13 protein-coding genes are annotated in these 17123 nt (G+C 66.3%); 10 read left to right on the top strand and 3 right to left on the bottom strand.

Going from position 1 to position 17123, the window contains the following annotated elements:
• Window positions 1-81: 81 nt before the first annotated feature.
• Both IB261_RS18350 and IB261_RS18345 read right to left on the bottom strand, forming a co-directional pair.
• Entirely contained in the window at window positions 82-678 is a 597-nt protein-coding gene (locus IB261_RS18350; protein WP_081518456.1) for an NADPH-dependent FMN reductase, read from the bottom strand.
• Entirely contained in the window at window positions 675-1529 is an 855-nt protein-coding gene (locus IB261_RS18345) for a sterol desaturase family protein (protein ID WP_151187579.1), read from the bottom strand. Before IB261_RS18345 ends, IB261_RS18350 begins: the two co-directional genes overlap by 4 nt.
• A gap of 90 nt (window positions 1530-1619) precedes the next feature.
• Between IB261_RS18345 and IB261_RS18340 the strand changes: the two genes are divergently transcribed.
• The 10 genes from IB261_RS18340 to IB261_RS18295 all read left to right on the top strand — a co-directional run bounded on the left by IB261_RS18340 (window position 1620) and on the right by IB261_RS18295 (window position 14439).
• Entirely contained in the window at window positions 1620-2567 is a 948-nt protein-coding gene (locus IB261_RS18340) for an AraC family transcriptional regulator ligand-binding domain-containing protein (RefSeq protein WP_192381425.1), read from the top strand.
• A 226-nt stretch (window positions 2568-2793) separates the two neighbouring features.
• The gene (locus IB261_RS18335; protein WP_192381426.1) at window positions 2794-3774 is read left to right on the top strand and encodes an AAA family ATPase; all 981 of its coding nucleotides are present in this window, start codon (window positions 2794-2796) and stop codon (window positions 3772-3774) included.
• 11 nt (window positions 3775-3785) lie between these two features.
• Window positions 3786-4727: a DUF58 domain-containing protein gene (locus IB261_RS18330; protein ID WP_192381427.1), complete on the top strand. Its 942-nt coding sequence runs from the start codon at window positions 3786-3788 to the stop codon at window positions 4725-4727.
• Window positions 4724-5221: a DUF4381 domain-containing protein gene (locus IB261_RS18325; protein ID WP_081518451.1), complete on the top strand. Its 498-nt coding sequence runs from the start codon at window positions 4724-4726 to the stop codon at window positions 5219-5221. The genes IB261_RS18330 and IB261_RS18325 overlap by 4 nt, the downstream gene beginning before the upstream one ends.
• Complete coding sequence (locus tag IB261_RS18320; protein ID WP_081518450.1) at window positions 5208-6215, top strand: VWA domain-containing protein; 1008 nt, start codon at window positions 5208-5210, stop codon at window positions 6213-6215. Before IB261_RS18325 ends, IB261_RS18320 begins: the two co-directional genes overlap by 14 nt.
• On the top strand, window positions 6215-7789 hold the full coding sequence (locus tag IB261_RS18315; RefSeq protein ID WP_192381428.1) for a VWA domain-containing protein: 1575 nt from the start codon (window positions 6215-6217) through the stop codon (window positions 7787-7789). Before IB261_RS18320 ends, IB261_RS18315 begins: the two co-directional genes overlap by 1 nt.
• A complete protein-coding gene (locus tag IB261_RS18310) occupies window positions 7786-9108 on the top strand; it encodes a BatD family protein (protein WP_192381429.1) in 1323 nt (440 codons plus the stop codon). The genes IB261_RS18315 and IB261_RS18310 overlap by 4 nt, the downstream gene beginning before the upstream one ends.
• Before the next feature lie 14 nt (window positions 9109-9122).
• Window positions 9123-10121: an HAD family hydrolase gene (locus tag IB261_RS18305; RefSeq protein ID WP_151187572.1), complete on the top strand. Its 999-nt coding sequence runs from the start codon at window positions 9123-9125 to the stop codon at window positions 10119-10121.
• Between the two features lie 108 nt (window positions 10122-10229).
• Window positions 10230-11804, top strand: coding sequence for an arylsulfatase (locus IB261_RS18300; protein ID WP_081518446.1), 1575 nt, complete (start codon window positions 10230-10232; stop codon window positions 11802-11804).
• Window positions 11805-11928: 124 nt separating this feature from the next.
• Window positions 11929-14439 (top strand): fused MFS/spermidine synthase, encoded by a 2511-nt coding sequence (locus IB261_RS18295; RefSeq protein WP_192381460.1) that lies wholly within the window; start codon window positions 11929-11931, stop codon window positions 14437-14439.
• Between the two features lie 173 nt (window positions 14440-14612).
• On the opposite strand, the gene IB261_RS18290 is transcribed toward IB261_RS18295, so the two are convergent.
• The gene (locus tag IB261_RS18290; RefSeq protein WP_192381430.1) at window positions 14613-17117 is read right to left on the bottom strand and encodes a TonB-dependent siderophore receptor; all 2505 of its coding nucleotides are present in this window, start codon (window positions 17115-17117) and stop codon (window positions 14613-14615) included.
• Window positions 17118-17123 lie beyond the last annotated feature (6 nt).

Genomic DNA, 17123 nt, shown 5'->3' with positions numbered 1-17123 from the left:
AGCGTCTGATGCTGCTGGCTGATTTGCAGAGCTTTGCGACAGTCAGCTAGCGCACCAGCGCGGAGACTCTCTCCGTGGCCGCTACATACCGTTGTGGAAGTCGCGGTGCTCGAGCTGGATGCGCTCCTTCAGGCCCTTCATGCTGTGGGCGTATTCGCTGAGCACGCGCAGGGCCCAGTCGGACCGGCGGCGGATGCGCAGGTCGTCTTCCCCGGCGGGTTCGACGGTGTTCAACACCTGGTCGACCTGGCGGATGACCAACTGCTCGGGCAGGTAGCAGATGCGCGAGTTCTTGTAGCTGGAGGCGCGCAGTTCGGAGAGCGGGTAGGAGCCGCCCAGGCCCGCCGACACGCCCACCAGCAGCGCCGGCTTGTGCGCCAGCTCGGCATAGCCGGCGTAGAGGAACAGGTTCTTCAGCGCCGGGCAGGCCATGCCGTGCCACTCGGGCGAGATCACCACCAGGGCGTCGGCACGCTGCAGTTGCCCGGTCTGCTCTACCCAGGCGTGGTCTTCGATCGGCGCTGGCCAGAGTGGCAGCGGGGTGCGGCCGAGGTCGACGACGCTGGCGCTGCTGCAGATTTCCAGCGCCTGCAGGCGCTCGGCCAGATAGCGGGCGACCTTGGCGGACTGGCTCGATTGCTGGCTGGAGCCGGCGATCAGGGTGACGTTCAGGTTCATCGGGCGATCTCCGTTGCATCCTGGGACTGTGTCTGTGGTTGTGCATCACGCACCAGCGGCCAGAACACTTCCTGCTGCCAGCTCACCGGATGCATGTCCTCGATGCCATAGGCCGGAGGGCGGCGGCGGGTGATCTTCGCGGTGCCGAACAGCACGTCCCAGAAGAACAGCAGGTTGCCGAAGTTGCCCTTGTAGTTCGTCACGCCGTCCTCGGCGTTCAGGCCGTGGTGCGCGGAGTGGGTGGCAGGCGTCGAGATGGTCCGCTCCAGCAGCCACATCAGCGGGCGCAGCACGCGGATGTTGTAGAGCTTGTCGTCCCAGGCGACGCTGCTGTGTGCGCCGAAGATCACCAGCATCTTCACGATCAGGTAGCCGTAGTAGAAGTTGGCCAGCCCCAGGTAGACCAGTGCGCTGGTCAGCCAGATGCCCGGCATCAGCAGGTAGTAGAAGCTGTTGTTGCGATAGACGATGCGGATGCTCATATACGGCGCCGAATGGTGGGCGCGGTGCAGGGCATAGAGGAAGGGAACGCGGTGGGTCAGGCGGTGCCACCAGTACTGCGTCATGTCGTCGAGCACCAGGAACAGGCCGAGGGCGGCGTACCACGGCAGGTCGGCCAGGCGACCCTGCAATTGCGGGGCGAAGTGGCCCAGCAGGTGGTTGGTGGTGAACAGGATCAGCGGGAAGGTGACCAGCAGCAGGATGCCCGAGCCGAAGATTTCCACCAGGGCGTCGCGGCGCCGGGAAGCGGGCTGGCGGAAACACGCGCAGGCCATTTCCAGCAGTATGAAGGCAATGAAGATCGCGACCACCACGGGGGTCGGATTATTGGCGAGCAGTTCAGAGTTCATGGCACTCTCTTCTTGTTGGCTTCTTGGTTGCCCTTCGGGGCGCGGCAAGCACAATAAGAAAACAAGGGCTCGGCCCACGTCAGGCGTGAAATGGACAGAAATCCCCGAGAAGTGGCCAATCCGCAGCGTTACCACCGTGGTTCACTGGGGCTGGTGCTGGAGCGTTACCTGCTGGGCATGCGCCGGCATCGCGAGGGCGACTACAGCATGGTCGCCCTGGAGGAGCTGCTGGCCGAGGCCCAGCAGCACGACCCCGCCATCGGTCTGCACCTGTTCGGCCAGTTCACGGCACAGGACCGCCACATCCTGGCGATCTCCGCCGGCTACTGCGCCAGCATCGGCGAGGCGCTGCAGCTCTGGGCGCGATACGGGCGACTGGCGTCGGACATGGACACCATTGACTACGTCGAGGACGAGAATGGCGCCGGGGTGGAAGTGATGATCGATGCCCCGGCCGATCTCGCGCGTTTCACCGTCGAGCACTACTTCGTCATGAGCCTCACCGTGATGCGTGAGGCCAGCGGCTGCCCGATCACACCTTTGCGCGTGGAGTTCAGCCACCCGCGCCCGGCCTATCACGCCCGGTACGCTGAGGCGTTCGGCGTGCCGGTGACGTTTTCCGGTCGCGGCAATCGCCTGTACTACGCGAAAGAGGACCTGACCAGAGCGCTGGCAAGCCGCCACGCCGGCATGCTGGAGATCATCTGCCAGGAGCTGGAGCGTCGCCTGGGCCGCCAGCGGCAGCTCAGTGGCTGGGCCGGGAAGCTGGCGCGGAACATGCGCCGGGCCCTCGCTGAAGGGCGGGTGCCCGGCCTGGAGGAGCAGGCTGTGGCCCTGCACCAGAGCGCGCGGACCTTGCGCCGACGCCTGGAAGAGCAGGGGCTGAGCTTCCGCCAGTTGCTGGACCTGGTTCGTGGCGAGCTGGAGCAGCACTTCGAGTTGCAGGGGCTGACTGCCGGCGAGATCGCTACACGCCTGGGCTACGGTGACCAGGACGCCTACCAGCACGCCCGCCGTCGGTGGCGCGAGGCCGAGTAAACGGTACTGGGCCAACTGGCCCGGCGCGGACACGGTCCCTGCTTCTACGAGCGCAGTCCAGGCGGCCTTTGTGCTGGCTTGCTCATTTCACGACAGGTGCCAGCATGGCGCGGCGGAAAGCAGTTGCTAGAGTAACGGGCAGGCGGTGGCACGGCAGTGTGTCTGGAGCGCAGCTCCAGCACGCCATCGGCAGGGAATCCGAATCGACGGAACAAGGAACAAACCCGTGTCCACGCGTGAACAGATTGCAGCCCTGGAGGCCGCCGTTTCGGCGCAGGTGCTGGGCCAGGAAGAAACCGTCCGGCACATCCTGCTGGGCCTTCTGGCCAATGGTCATGTCCTTCTGGAAAGTCTCCCGGGCCTGGCCAAGACCCGTACCGTAAAGACCCTGTCGCAGCACCTCGATGCGCGGATGAGCCGGGTCCAGTTCACCCCCGACCTGTTGCCCTCGGACATCACCGGTGCGGAAATCCTTCAGCAGACCGAGCAGGGCAACCAGCTGAAATTCCAGCCCGGGCCACTGTTCGGCAACGTAATCCTCGCCGACGAGATCAACCGCGCCCCGGCCAAGGTCCAGGCGGCACTGCTCGAAGCCATGGAAGAGCGGCAGATCACCGTGGCCGGGCAGACCCACCGCATGCCCGGGCTGTTCATGGTGCTCGCCACGCAGAACCCGATCGAGCAGGAAGGCACCTATCCGCTGCCCGAGGCGCAGATGGACCGCTTCCTGATGAAGCTGCTGATCGACTACCCACGGGGCGAGGACGAATCCCGCGTGCTGCAGCTGGTGCGCGCCGAGGAGCGCAGCCAGCAGTCCGGCACGCCGCCCGAGGCGATCACGCCGCTCGCGCAGGAGGCCGTGTTCGAGGCCCGCAAGGAAGTCGGCGACGTGCATGTTTCCGAGGCCATCGACCGCTACCTCATCGACCTGATCAACGCCACGCGCCGTCCGGCCGACTACGACGCCGACCTGGCCCGTTGGCTGAAGGTGGGCGCCAGCCCGCGCGGCGGCATCAGCCTGGACCGGGTTTCCCGCGCCCACGCCTGGATGGCGGGTAACGACTACGTGACGCCCGACGATGTACGTGCCGTGGTACACCCCGTGCTGCGCCATCGGCTGCTGCTGTCCTATGACGCCGTTGCCGATGGCGTGGCGGCCGATCAGGTGATCGACCGTCTGCTGGACAAAGTGGCGATCCCGGCCTGAGGAGGGTTTCCATGGCCGAATCGCAGCCGGTTGCCGATGGTTTTGTCTATGCGTCGCTGCCGCAGCTGATGCTGCTGGAGCACCGCGTGCGCGGGCTGAGCTTTGTGTCGCGGCAACCGCTTTCCAGCGTGCTCTCCGGCAGCCACGCCGCGCGCCTGCGCGGGCGCGGCCTGAGCTTCGACGAACTGCGCCAGTACAACCCCGGCGATGACCTGCGCCACCTCGACTGGCGCGCCTCGCTGCGCTACGGCAAGCCCTTCGTGCGCAGTTACACCGAGGAGCGCGACCGGCCGACCCTGCTGCTGGTGGACCAGCGCATGAGCATGTACTTCGGCTCCCGGCGCAGCTTCAAGTCGGTGCTCGCCGCAGAGCTTGCAGCGCTCGGCGGCTGGATGTCGCTGCAGGCCGGTGACCGGGTCGGCGGCCTGGTGTTCGGCGACCGACACATCGAGTACATCCGCCCCCTGCGCAGCCGGGCGCGGGTAGAGGCGCTGTGCGCGGCCATCGTCCGCTACAACCACGCGCTGCACGCCACGCACAGCGACGAGGACTCGCCGGGGCAGCTGGACCGTGTGCTGCGCCAGTGCCTGGGCGTGGCCGGACACGACAGCCTGGTGGTGATCATCAGCGACTTCGCCGGCGTCACCGAGCAGACGTTGCAACTGCTGCGACAGCTGAGTGCGCACAACGACGTGCTGGCCCTTCAGGTCTTCGACCCCATCGCCCTGCAGCTGCCCGACAAGGGACGGGTGACGGTCACCCAGGGCGAGCTGCAGGTCGAGCTGGAAGTGGGCCGGCGCCAGGTCCACCGGCCGCTGGGTGAGTTTCTTTCCGGGCGGCTCAAGGATGTCGCGACGCTGCTGCGCCGCAGCCAGGTGCCGCTGATGATGTTCAGCAGCGGCCGCGACGCCCTGGAGCAGCTGCGCGGCGAACTCGGGCGCCTGGCGCGATGAGCATTCCCAGCATCGATCAACTCCAGGAACTGGCGCCGCCGGCTCCGCTGGTCAGCTACTGGCCGCAGACCTGGGCCTGGGTCTGGCTCGCCATCGTGTTGCTGCTGCTCCTGGCGACATGGGGCTTCTGGCGCTACCGGAAATGGCAGCGTGATCGCTACCGGCGCGAGGCGCTGGCCTTGCTCGATGAACTCGGTGCGGCCATCAGAGAGCCTTCCCATCGATTGGCCGCGCTGCGCCAGTTGCCGATTCTGGTCAAGCGTGTCGCGCTGTCGATGCCCGATGGTGCTGCTTCGGCGCCCCTGGGCGGTGCTGACTGGCAGGCCTTTTTGCAGGCACGCACCCCGGCGGCGCTGCCGGCCGATCTGCAGCGGCAACTGACGCTGCTGGCGTACGCACCTGACTCCAGGGTCGCGAATATGGACGAGCAGGAGGTACAGGCGCTGCTGTCGGCCTGCCGGCAATGGGTCGAGGTGCACCATGTGGCAGCTTGAGTACCCCTGGTTGCTGCTCCTGCTGCCCTTGCCCTGGCTCGCCTGGCGCTACCTGCCGGCCTACCGCGAGTCGCGCAGCGCCCTGCGGGTGCCGTTCTTCGCCGCCATGAGCCACGCCGCGGGCCAGGAGCCAAGCCGTGGCGGCACCGCTGGCGGGCGCTGGCAGTTGCCGCTCAACCTGCTGGTCTGGGCACTGGTGCTGCTCGCCTGTGCGCGCCCGGTGCTGGTGGAGAAGCCCATCCAGCGCGTGCAGCCGATCCGCGACCTGATGCTGGCCATCGACATCTCGCAATCCATGGAAACCAGCGACTACCGGGATGCCGCAGGCAATCGCGTGGATCGTCTGAGCATCGTCAAGGGCGTGGTGCGCGACTTCATCGGCCAGCGCAAGGATGACCGCATCGGCTTGATCGTCTTCGGCACCGGCGCCTTCGCGCAATCGCCGCCGACCCAGGACCACGCCAGCCTGCTGATGCTGCTGGACGAAGTGGGCATCGGCATGGCCGGGCCCAACACCGCCCTGGGCGATGCCATCGGGCTGACCCTGAAGCTGCTGGAAAAGGCGCCGGAGCAGCAGAAGGTGCTGATCCTGCTCACCGACGGCAACGACACCGGCAGTGCCATCACGCCGAGCCACGCCGCGGCCATGGCCCATGAGCGCGGTGTGGTGGTGCACACCATCGGCATCGGCGACCCCGAGGCCAGCGGCGAGTCGAAGGTGGACCTGCAGACCCTGCGCGATATCGCCCATACCACCGGCGGACGGTTCTTCCGCGCGGGCGACCGCGAGGCGTTGCAGGAGGTCTACGCGACGCTGGACCAGATCACCCCGCACCAGGTGAAAACCCTCAGCCACCAACCCAAGCGCGACCTGTTCTGGCTGCCGCTGGGCGCTGCCTTGCTGTTGCTGCTGGTGGCGCATGTGCTGGCGGCCATTGCCGGGCGGCTGGCCGTTCCGCGTGCGGCGCAGGTCGGCCAGGAAACGGAGGGCTGATGGATATCGATCTCAGCGCCTTCCATTTCCTCCGCCCGGTATGGCTGTTGCTTCTGCTGCCGGGCATCCTGCTGCCGCTGCTCTGGAGTCGCCGCCACGACCTGGCGCGTCGCCTCGACGGGATCATCGCGCCCCACCTGCTGCAGCACCTGGTGATCACGCCGGTCGACCAGCACCGCGTGCGACCGGTGCAGCTGCTGGGTGCGCTGCTGGTGGTTGGCGGCGTGGCCGCTTCCGGTCCGACCTGGGAGCAGGATCGCCCGGCCTTCATGGAGAACCGCGCGCCGCTGATCCTGGCGCTGGACCTGTCGCCCTCGATGGCCGCCAATGATGTCCCGCCTTCACGCATCGAGGCGGCCAAGCACAAGTTGCACGACCTCATCGCTCGCCGGCCGGGCAGTTCCGCGGCACTGATCGCCTACGCCGGCAGCGCGCACCTGGTGCTGCCCGCAACCCAGGACGCGGCGCTGCTCGACAGCTTCCTGCAGGCGCTTTCGCCCGGCCTGATCCAGAGCGAAGGCAAGGATGCGCTGGGTGCCATCGAGAAAGCCGTGCAGCTGCTGGCCGCCGAGCATTCGCCGGGCACACTGGTATTGCTCACCGATGGCGCCGACAAGGGGCAGTTCGATGCCATCGACAAGGCGCTGCGTGGCAGCGACCTGCAGGTGCTGGTGCTGGCGGTCGGCAGCCAGGACGGCGGCCTGCTCGCCGGTGGGCAGCGGGACTCCGAGGGGCGCCCCTTGCTCGCTACCTTCGATGCGGAAGGCCTCAAGGGCCTGGCGGACGCCGCCGATGCGCCCCTGGGCAGCCTGACCCTCAACGACGATGACCTGGACTGGATCGAGTTGCACGCCCAGCAGCACTTCCAGGCCGCCCAGGGCGATGATCAGCAACTGCACTGGAAGGATGCTGGCTACTGGCTCTGCTGGCCCCTGCTGCTGCTCGTGCTGCTGAGCGTGCGCAAAGGCTGGAAGGTGCACTGGCTGAGCGCGCTGCTGCTCGCCGCCAGCCTGGGCGGCCTGCCTGAGCCGGCGCGCGCGGGAGTGCTCGCCGATGCCTTCTTCACCGCGGATCAGCAGGGGCGCTGGGCATTCGAGCACGGGCACTATCCGCAGGCGGCCGCGCAGTTCCGCGATCCGTTCTGGAAGGGGGTGGCTGCCTATCACGCGGCGGACTACCCGCTGGCCCTGGCCAGCTTCGCCCGGCTGGATACGGCGCAGGCCTACTTCTATCTGGGCAACACCTACGTGCGCCTGTCGAAGTTCGACCAGGCCATCGGCGCCTATCGCCAGGCGCTGAAGCGCCAGGCCGACTTCCCGCAGGCCACGGCCAACCTGGCGCTGGCCCAGGCGCTGGAGAAGGATCGCGAGGACCAGCAGGAGGCCGGCCCGCCGGGCGAGAAGCCCGATCAGGAAGTCTTCGACAATACGGCCGACAAGGGCAAGAACGTGGTGCTCAAGAAAGGCGCGGCCGAGTCGGACGAGCAATGGCTGAACAACCTGAGCACGTCGCCGGCGCAGTTCCTGCGCCGCAAGTTCATGCTGCAGGACGCGGCAAAAGGGGCGGGATCATGAAGCACGTGCTCGCCGCTCTGCTCTTGTGCCTGCCGCTGCTCGGGCTGGCCGCCGAGCCCGAGGTGAGGGTCCGCACCCAGTTGTTGCCGGGGGATTCGGCGATGGTCGGCGGCACGCTCAGCCTGCAGGTCGATCTGCTGGTGGACACCTGGTTCAGCCAGCCGCCGCAACTGCCGCCGCTGAAACTGGCCGGCGCACTGGTCTCCGAACCGGCCAGCGAGGCCACGCACCTCACCGAGAAGATCGATGGCAAGACCTTCTTCGGCCTGCGCTTCCACTACCAGATCACCCCGCAAACGGCACGTGGCTTCGACATCCCGCCGCTGGACATTCAGGTCCAGCCGGGGCAGGGCAGTGGTGCGATCCAGGTGCACAGCGAAGCGCTGCACTTCACGGCACGCCAACCCGCCGGCGCAGGTAGCGAATCGGCGCAGCGCCTGGTGGCGCGCCGGGTGACCATCAGCCAGGAACTCACGAAGTCCCATGAGCCGCTGCGGGTGGGCGACAGCGTGACGCGCAAGGTGCATGTCCGCGCCGAGGGCGCCCAGGCCATGCTGATTCCCGCAGCGGATTTCGCCGAACCGGAAGGGCTGCGTCGCTACCTGCAATCGCCAACCGTGCAGCCCCTCAGCGACGGCCGTGGCGATGTGCTGGGTGGCGAGCGCATGGACGCGGCGACCTATGTGGTCAGCCGGCCGGGTGACTTCCTGCTGCCGGCCATCGAGTTGCACTGGTGGGCGGCGGACACTGGCGAGGAGCAATCGGTCTCGCTTCCCGCATTGAAACTGTCGGCCAGCGGTGCGGCTGTCTACCAGGCGCCATTCTCGATCAGTGACGATCTGCGTGAACTGGGCCGCCGGGCGCAGGTGCGCATCGCCAGTCACTGGCTGGCGCTGGCCGCCGGGTTGGCGCTGCTCGCAACCGTTGCCTACGCCGTACGCGCCTGGGGCGGGCCGCTGCGCGTGGCTGCCCGGGCTGCTATCGAGCGCCGCCGTCAGGCCTGGCGGGACTCGCCAGCCTATGCCTGGCGACAGGTCCGCCAGCAACTCGAAGGCGAGCCGCCGCAAGTGGGGGCGCTTTATCTCTGGCTTCGTCGGACGAACGGTTGTCGTGAAATGAGTGCTGCAATTCCCAATCGCACCATCAAAGCCGTCAATCCTTTGCTAGCGTTCCTAAGGGCCCGCTACGGGCGTCCGGGCGCGCAGCCCGGCGCGGGGCCGCAACCACTGATCCAGGCTTTGCCGGATATCCGCCGGGAACTGGGCCAGGGCAAGCCGACGGACTTGCCGGCCCACGCTCTCAAACCCTTGAATCCGTGATCCAGGGATGTGACATGCATTCGAAACTCGCTCCACCGATGGCCCGCTGGCTGCTCCTGCTGCTCCTGGGCATGCCGTTCCTGGTCCGCGCGGCAGACGCATTGCCCTCATGGAACGACGGCCCCTCGCGGCAGGCCATCGTCGCCTTCGTCGAGGCGGTGACCCAGCAGGGCGGCAAGGACTTCGTGCCGCCGGCCGAGCGCATCGCCGTGTTCGACAACGATGGCACCCTGTGGAGCGAGCAGCCGATGTACTTCCAGGTGCTCTTCGCCCTGGACGAAGTGAAACGGCAGGCGCCGCAGCACCCGGAATGGAAAGAGAAGCAGCCGTTCAAGGCGGTGCTCGAAGGCGACCACAAGGCCCTGGCCGACAGCGGCATGCAGGGCATCCTGGAGATAGTCGCCGCCACCCATGCGGGCGTGAGCACCGACGAGTTCATCGCCAACGCCCGCAGCTGGCTGGCCAGCGCCCGCCATCCGCGCAGCCACAAGCCTTACACCGAGATGGTGTTCCAGCCGATGCTGGAGTTGCTGGATTATCTGCGCGCCAACGGCTTCAGGACCTACATCGTTTCCGGCGGCGAAGTGGCGTTCATGCGTGCCTTCGCCGAGGAGGTCTACGGCATCCCGCCCGAACAGGTGATCGGCACCACCCTGGGCAGCCGCTTCGAGGACCGCAACGGCCAACTGTCGATCCAGCGCCTGCCCAAGCTGGTGCACAACGACGACGGCCCCGGCAAGCCGGAGAGCATCGACAGCATCATTGGCCGTCGGCCGATCCTGGCCTTCGGCAACTCCGACGGCGACCTGCAGATGCTGCAATGGACCACCGCGGGCAAAGGGCTGCGCTTTGCCGGCCTGGTGCACCACACCGATGAAAAACGCGAGTGGGCCTACGATCGGCAGAGCAAGGTCGGGCGCCTGGACAAGGCGCTCGACATGGCCAAGAGCAAGGACTGGGTAGTAGTGGACATGGCAAGGGAGTGGAAGCGGATCTATCCGTTCGATCAATAGCAAGCCAACAGGCGAACCGCAGGGACACGGGGATTTCCAGCCAGGTAGTCGGCATCTCCAGTGACGCAGTCGTGGCAAACGATGAGTAACTGGAAGGGAGAAACACCAATGAAGCGCACGGGAAGATGGATATCGCGGTTCGCCCTCGCGGCGACGGCGATAGTGGGGTGCTCGGTCGCCAGTGCGGCGGACAAGCCGAACATCCTGGTGATATTCGGCGACGATATCGGCCAGACCAACATCAGCGCCTACGCCTTCGGCGTGGTCGGCTACCAGACGCCGAACATCGACCGCATCGCCAAGGAAGGCATGATGTTCACCGACTACTACGCGGAGAACAGCTGCACTGCCGGCCGCTCCACCTTCATCACCGGCCAGGCGGCGCTGCGTACCGGCCTGTCCAAGGTCGGCATGCCCGGCGTGCCGGTGGGCCTGCAGGACCGCGATGTCACCATCGCCCAGGCGCTCAAGGCCCACGGCTACGCCACCGGCCAGTTCGGCAAGAACCACCTGGGCGACCGCGACGAATACCTGCCGACCAAGCACGGCTTCGACGAGTTCTTCGGCAACCTGTACCACCTCAACGCCGAGGAGGAGCCAGAGCGTCCGTACTGGCCCAAGGACGACGAGGCCTTCACCAAGGCCGCCTCGCCCCGCGGTGTGCTGAAGGCGACCGCCGACGGCAAGATCGAGGACACCGGTCCGCTGAACAAGAAGCGCATGGAGACCATCGACGACGACACCACCCAGGCTGCGATCAACTTCATGGACAAGCAGGTGAAGGCGGACAAGCCGTTCTTCGTCTGGATGAATACCACGCGCATGCACGCCTTCACCCACGTGCGCGAGGCCATGCAGGGGCAGAGCGGTATGCCGGGCAACGAGTACGCCGACGGCATGCTCGAGCACGACGGTGATGTCGGCAAGCTGCTCAAGGCGGTGGATGACCTGAAGATTACCGACAACACCATCGTCATCTACACCACCGACAACGGTCCGAACCAATGGTCCTGGCCGGATGCCGCGACCACGCCGTTCCGCAACGAGAAGAACTCCAACTGGGAGGGCGCCTACCGGGTGCCGGCGATGATCCGCTGGCCGAACCATGTGAAGCCGGGCACCGTCTCCACCCAGATGTTCTCGGGGCTGGACTGGTTCCCGACCTTGCTGGCCGCGGTGGGCGACACCGACATCAAGGAGCGCCTGCTCAAGGGCGCCGATGTCGGCGGCAAGAACTTCAAGGTGCACCTGGACGGCTTCAACCAGCTGGATTACCTGACTGGCAAGACCGACAAGGGCGCCCGTGACGAGTTCTACTACTTCAGCGATGACGGCGACCTGGTGGGTATGCGCTTTGGCAACTGGAAGCTGGTGTTCTGCGAGCAGCGCGCGCCGGGCGGCTTCAAGGTCTGGAGCGAGCCCTTCACCTGCCTGCGGGTGCCCAAGCTGTTCAACCTGCGGATGGACCCGTACGAGCGCGCGGACACGGTCTCCGACCAGTACTACGACTGGCTGGCGAAGAACGACTACCTGCTGTTCCAGGGCGAACGCAAGGCGGCCGCCTTCCTGCAGACCTTCGTCGAGTACCCGCCGAGCCAGAAACCGGCCAGCTTCAGCATCGAGTCGGTGCGCAAGGAAGTTGACGCGAAGATCGAAGCGAAGATGAAGCAGGGCGCCAAGTAGTGAGCGACAACCGGGGCGCCCGAATCGGGGCGCCCGACCCATCCCCCGCGATAGCCTGGCTATCGCGGGGGCTTTTCTGTCAGACAAGGTTGATTCGATGCCTCCAGCGGTCAGCTCGTCCCCGATGAACACCCGTCGCGCCACCCCGACGCAGCTCCAATCGAAACCTGGGCTCGCGGCCTGGGTGCCGGCATTGCTGCTGTTCGCCTCGGGCGGAGCGGCGCTGGTGTTCCAGGTGTTGTGGGTCAAGCAGCTGTCCCTGGTGGTGGGAGTGGAGGTGTATGCCGTCACCACCGCAATCAGTGCCTTTTTCGCCGGGCTGGCCCTGGGCGGGTTGGCATTCGGCCGTCTTGCGGATCGCCTGGAGCGACCATTGCGGCTGTACGCCGGTCTGGAATTCCTGGTGGCGCTGCTGGCCGTAGCCGCCACCGTCGCGCTGGCCAATGCCGCCAGCGCCTTTGCCTTCCTGGAAGACGCCTTCGGCGCCCTGGCCTGGGCGCTGCCGTTCGTGCTGGTCGGCGTGCCGGCGTTCTTCATGGGCGGCACGCTACCGGTGCTGGTGCGCGCGCTGGAACCCGCCGAAGGCCAGATGGGCCGCGCCGGCGGTGGCCTGTATGCGGCCAACACCGCAGGCGCGATCGCCGGCACACTGCTGGCTGCCTTCGTGCTGTTGCCCTGGCTGGGTGTGCTGGGCAGCGCCTGCGCGGCGGCTGTGTTCAACCTGTTCGCTGCTGGCGGGGCATTGCTGATTCGCCAGCAGGCGGCACGGACCCAGACGCAGGATGCACCGGCAGCAGGCCCGCGCAGCAGCGCGGCACGCCTGGCCATAGCGCTTTACTGCGTTGCCGGTGGGGTTGCGCTGGGGTACGAGGTGGTCTGGACGCAATCCATCGTCCAGTTCATGAGCACTCGCACCTTCGCTTTCGCCGTGGTCCTGGCCACCTACCTCTGCGGCCTGGTGCTGGGCAGCGCCCTGTATGCCCGGCGCGCCGACCGCATCCGCGATCCCTGGGGCCTGTTCGGCCTGCTCATCGCTGCGGCGGGGCTGCTGGCCATTGCGCAGATCGCCGGTCTCGGCACCTGGCTGATCGGCTTGCAGACCCGCGTCGAATGGCTGGTGATGCAGGCTGGCGGCAGCGAGCTGGCGGGCATGTGCGCGCGCTTCGCGGTGGCGGCGCTGTGCGTGGTGTTCCTGCCGACGACCCTGCTGGGTGCGGCGTTCCCCATCGCCCTGCGCCTGTCGGTGGACCGCGACCACGTTGGCCGCGATGTCGGCGTGGTGGTGGCACTCAATACCCTGGGCGGTATTGCCGGGGTGATGCTGACAGGCTTCGTGCTTGTTCCCGGCCTGGGGCTGGTACGCACCCTGGCCGTGCTGGGCGCGCTGGCCGCCGTCATCGGCCTGCTGGCCGTGTGGCGCGGCGAGGGCGTGAGCAGGAAGCTGCGCCTGGGCGTTGCCGGCGTGGCGGTACTGGCGGTGGGCATCGGCGCCACGACACCGCCGCAACTGCTGGCCGAGCTGATGCCGGGTGCGCGCAACGGCCGCATCGGCTACTACGCCGAAGGCCGTGGCGGCACCGTCGCGGTGGTGGAGCAGGGCCGTGGCGATAACCGCTTCAACCGCCTCTACATCCAGGGCGTTTCCAATACCGGCGATGCCATGCCGTCGCTGCGCTACATGCGCCTGCAGGCGCTGCTGCCCCTGCTGATCCATAACGGCGAGCCGCGTTCGGCGCTGGTGATCGGCTTCGGCACCGGCATCACCGCCGGCGCCATGCTGCGCTACCGCGACCTGCAACATCCGGTGGTGGCCGAGCTGCTGCCGGAAGTGCTGGCCGCCGCGCCGAGCTTCAAGGGCAATTTCGACGCCATCCACGACCCGCGCCTGGACATCCGCCTGCGTGACGGCCGCCGCGAGCTGCTGCGCAGCGCCGAGCGCTACGACATGATCACCCTGGAGCCGCCGCCGCCGTCTGCGGCTGGTGTGGTCAACCTGTACTCCCGCGACTTCTACCAGCTGGCCGCCTCGCGCCTGGAGGAGGGCGGCGTGGTCGCCCAGTGGCTGCCGCTGCCGACGCAGAACGACGAGGAAAGCCGCTCGCTGGTGCGCAGCTTCATCGACGTATTCCCTTACGCCACGCTGTGGACCACCGAGTTCCACGAGATGTTGCTGGTGGGCTCGCTGCAGCCGCTGCACCTGGACGTGACGAACATCCGCCAGCGCTTCGAGCAGCCGGAAGTCGCCGCCGCGCTGGGGGAGGTCGGGGTCGACTCGGTCGAAGCCCTGCTGGCCACCTGGGTCACCGACCGCGCCGGACTGGAACGTTACGCCGGCGATGCATTGCCGGTGACCGACGATCACCCGCGCATCGAGTACGCGCCCTGGGTTCGCCCGAAGGAGATCGCCCGCGTGCTGCCAACCCTGCTCGCCCTGCGCACGGCGCCCCCGCTGGAGAACGCCCTGCCTTCGGTCCAGGCTTCGGTCAACGACAACTGGTTGCGGCTGCGGCGCTTCTACGACCTGAGCCTGAGCGCCTACCGCGGCGACCGCCAGGGCTGGGCGCGGGACGCCCGGCAGGTGGCGCTGGATGATGGCGACAACCCCTATTACCGCTGGTTCCTCGGCGCCCCTTGAGGGGGCGTGGCTGGCAGATTGCGGGTCGTTGCTACTGGCAGCATTCGACCCATAGCGGACGCTGGCTCCACACCGCGCTTAAGGCATCCGAGCAAGATACCCCACTGAGTGGGGTATCTTTCGGCGCTGAGTGGGTGGTTTCTGCCAACCGCGTCTTTTAATTGCTCAGGTGGTTAAAACTCGTAACGCGTACTCAGCATGAAGTTGCGTGGATCGCCCCAGGAGCCGCTGTAGAAGTTCTCGTCGAGTGAACTGATGTACTTCTTGTCGAACAGGTTGTTGACTGTCGCAGTGGCCGACCATTGGCGGGTGATGTCATAACGGCCCATCAGGTTGACGGTGGCGTAGTCACTCTGTTTGACCTTCGCCGGCCCTGGCAGACGCCAGGAATCCACGGTCATGTGGATACCGCTCTGCCAGTTGACCCCGCCACCGATGGTCAGTCTTTCCAGTTCACCGGGCAGTCGGTAGGTGGTGAAGACCTTCACCAGATCAGTGGGAATGGTGGTTTTCACTCGCTCGTGGTCGGCGTCCTTGACCTCGCTATGGCTATAGCTGGCTGCTAGATTCCAGCCCGGCAGCAGCTCTCCACTGGCTTCCAGGTCGATGCCCTTGGTGGTGGTTTTCGAGGCGCGGTAGGCGGTAATGAGGTCATTGCCTTCTACGACACCGTCGGCGATGGCGTCGTTGTCCAGTTTGACCTCGAACAGTGCCGCCGAGGTGTTCAAGCGGCCGTCGTAGAACTCGCTTTTCAGGCCGATCTCGTAGTTGTCGCCCTGACGCGGGTCGAGCAGCTTGCCGGAGCGGTCGCGGTAGGGCTGCGGCTTGAAGATGCTGGTGTAGCTGGCATAAACCGAGTGGTTGTCGTTGAGGTCGTAAACGATGCCGGCGTAGGGCGTGACTTCGCCGTAGACGCGCACCTGATCGTCGGTGCCGTACGGCACCAGACTGGCAACGTGGTAGACCAACTCTGCATCGTAACGGTAATCGGAAACCCGAGAACCGAGGATCACCGAAAGATCGTCGGTGGGCTTGAGCCGCGTCGCCAGGTACACGCCGGTCTGCCACTGATCGATATTGTCATCCTCACGGTTGAAGTTGTAGCTGGCGGTCGGTGCGTAGTTGTCCCAGGTGTAGATGTTGACCGGCTTGCCACTGACTCCGTTATTGCTGGTGCCATTGGGCAACAGATTGCCGAAGCCGTTACGGCGGTTCTCGTAGTCCTGGAGGTTGAAGCCGAAGACCAGTTCGTGTTCGCGACCCAGCCATTGGAAGGGGCCGCTGGCCATTACATCCAGTCCTTTCTGCTCTTGGGTGTTGTCGCCCTTGGTCGCGGTGTAGGTCAGGCCGTTGCCGGTCTGGGCGTTCACGAAACCGGTGGTGGTACCGACAATGATCGAGTCGTAATCGCGGGTGCCGTACAGGTAGTTGGCTGAAACCTTCAGCTTCCAGTCGTAGGCCAACTTGCGCTCCAGCGAGGCGAAGGCATTGACCGACTCCTGCAGGTTGGTGCTGTCGCGACTGGCAGGGTTCGCATGGCGGGATGCCTTGAACTGGTTGCCCTGGCTGTCCACCACGGGCAGGCCGGTGGTGGAGAAACCACGTGGGTCGCTGCGCAGGTAGTCAAGGCCGACGGTCAGCAGGGTGTCTTCGTCCAGATCGGCTTCGAGGACGCCGTAACCGATGGTCTTCTCCTGCTGCAAATAGTCGGTGAAGCTGTTGCCCTGCTGATAAGCCGCCACCGCGCGACCTCGCACTGATGCGCCGGCGTTGAGCGGGCCGGAGACATCGACCTCGCCCCGATACAGATCCCAGGAGCCTGTGCCAGCCTCGATATGTCCCTGGAAGTTGCTGGTGGGTTTCTTGCGCACCAGGTTGACCGTACCGGACGGATCACCACTGCCCGACAACAGGCCGGTCGCCCCGCGCAGTACTTCCACCCTGTCGTAGATGGCCATGTCCGACAGGGCCTGTGGCAACGCCTGGGTAAAGGCGAAGGAAGTTGTCGGCATGCCGTCGTACTGGTAGTTGTCCACCGCCAGGCCACGGGAGAACACATAGAGGCGCTCGCTGCCGGGGCTCTGCACGTTGATACCAGGCGTCTGCTGCAGCACCTGGCCGAGGCTACGCAGGTTCTGGTCGTCCATGCGCTGACGGGTGATTACGCTGACTGTCTGCGGCGTTTCGCGTAGCGAGAGGTTCAGTCCAGTGGCGCTGTTGGAGCTGCCGGTGGTGTACGAGCCTGTCCCCTCGGAGGTCGCGCCGAGTCCTTGGCCGACCACGGTAAGATCGCTCAATTCCAGCGCCGCTTCGGTGGCAGGGGCTCGACGGATGCTCCAGTTCCCGCTGGCATTCCTTTCGGCAATCAGACCAGTGCCTTTCAGCAGGTAGTTCAGGCCCTCCTGAACCTCGAATTCTCCACGCAAGGCAGAAGCCCGCTTGCCCTGGGTCAGCGCGGGATCGAATGGCAGCGTGATGCCGGCAGCCTGGGCGAAGCCGTTCAGCGAGTCTTCCAGAGAGCTGGCAGGCAGGTCATAGCGATGGGTGGAGGATTGCTCGGCTTGCACGTCGAAGCTGGCCAGTGACCCGACCGTGGCGCTACCCAGCAGAATGCTACGAAGGGTGAGGGCGAGGGTGGCACGGCGAAATGCTCGCGGCGGCGAGGGAAGGGATGACATGGACAA

Origin of the sequence: Pseudomonas sp. PDM20, assembly GCF_014852575.3 — a bacterium.
Classification (GTDB): Bacteria; Pseudomonadota; Gammaproteobacteria; order Pseudomonadales; family Pseudomonadaceae; genus Pseudomonas.
The sequence above is the reverse complement of the archived record's forward strand: the minus strand, read 5'-3'. Positions and strand labels throughout refer to the sequence as shown.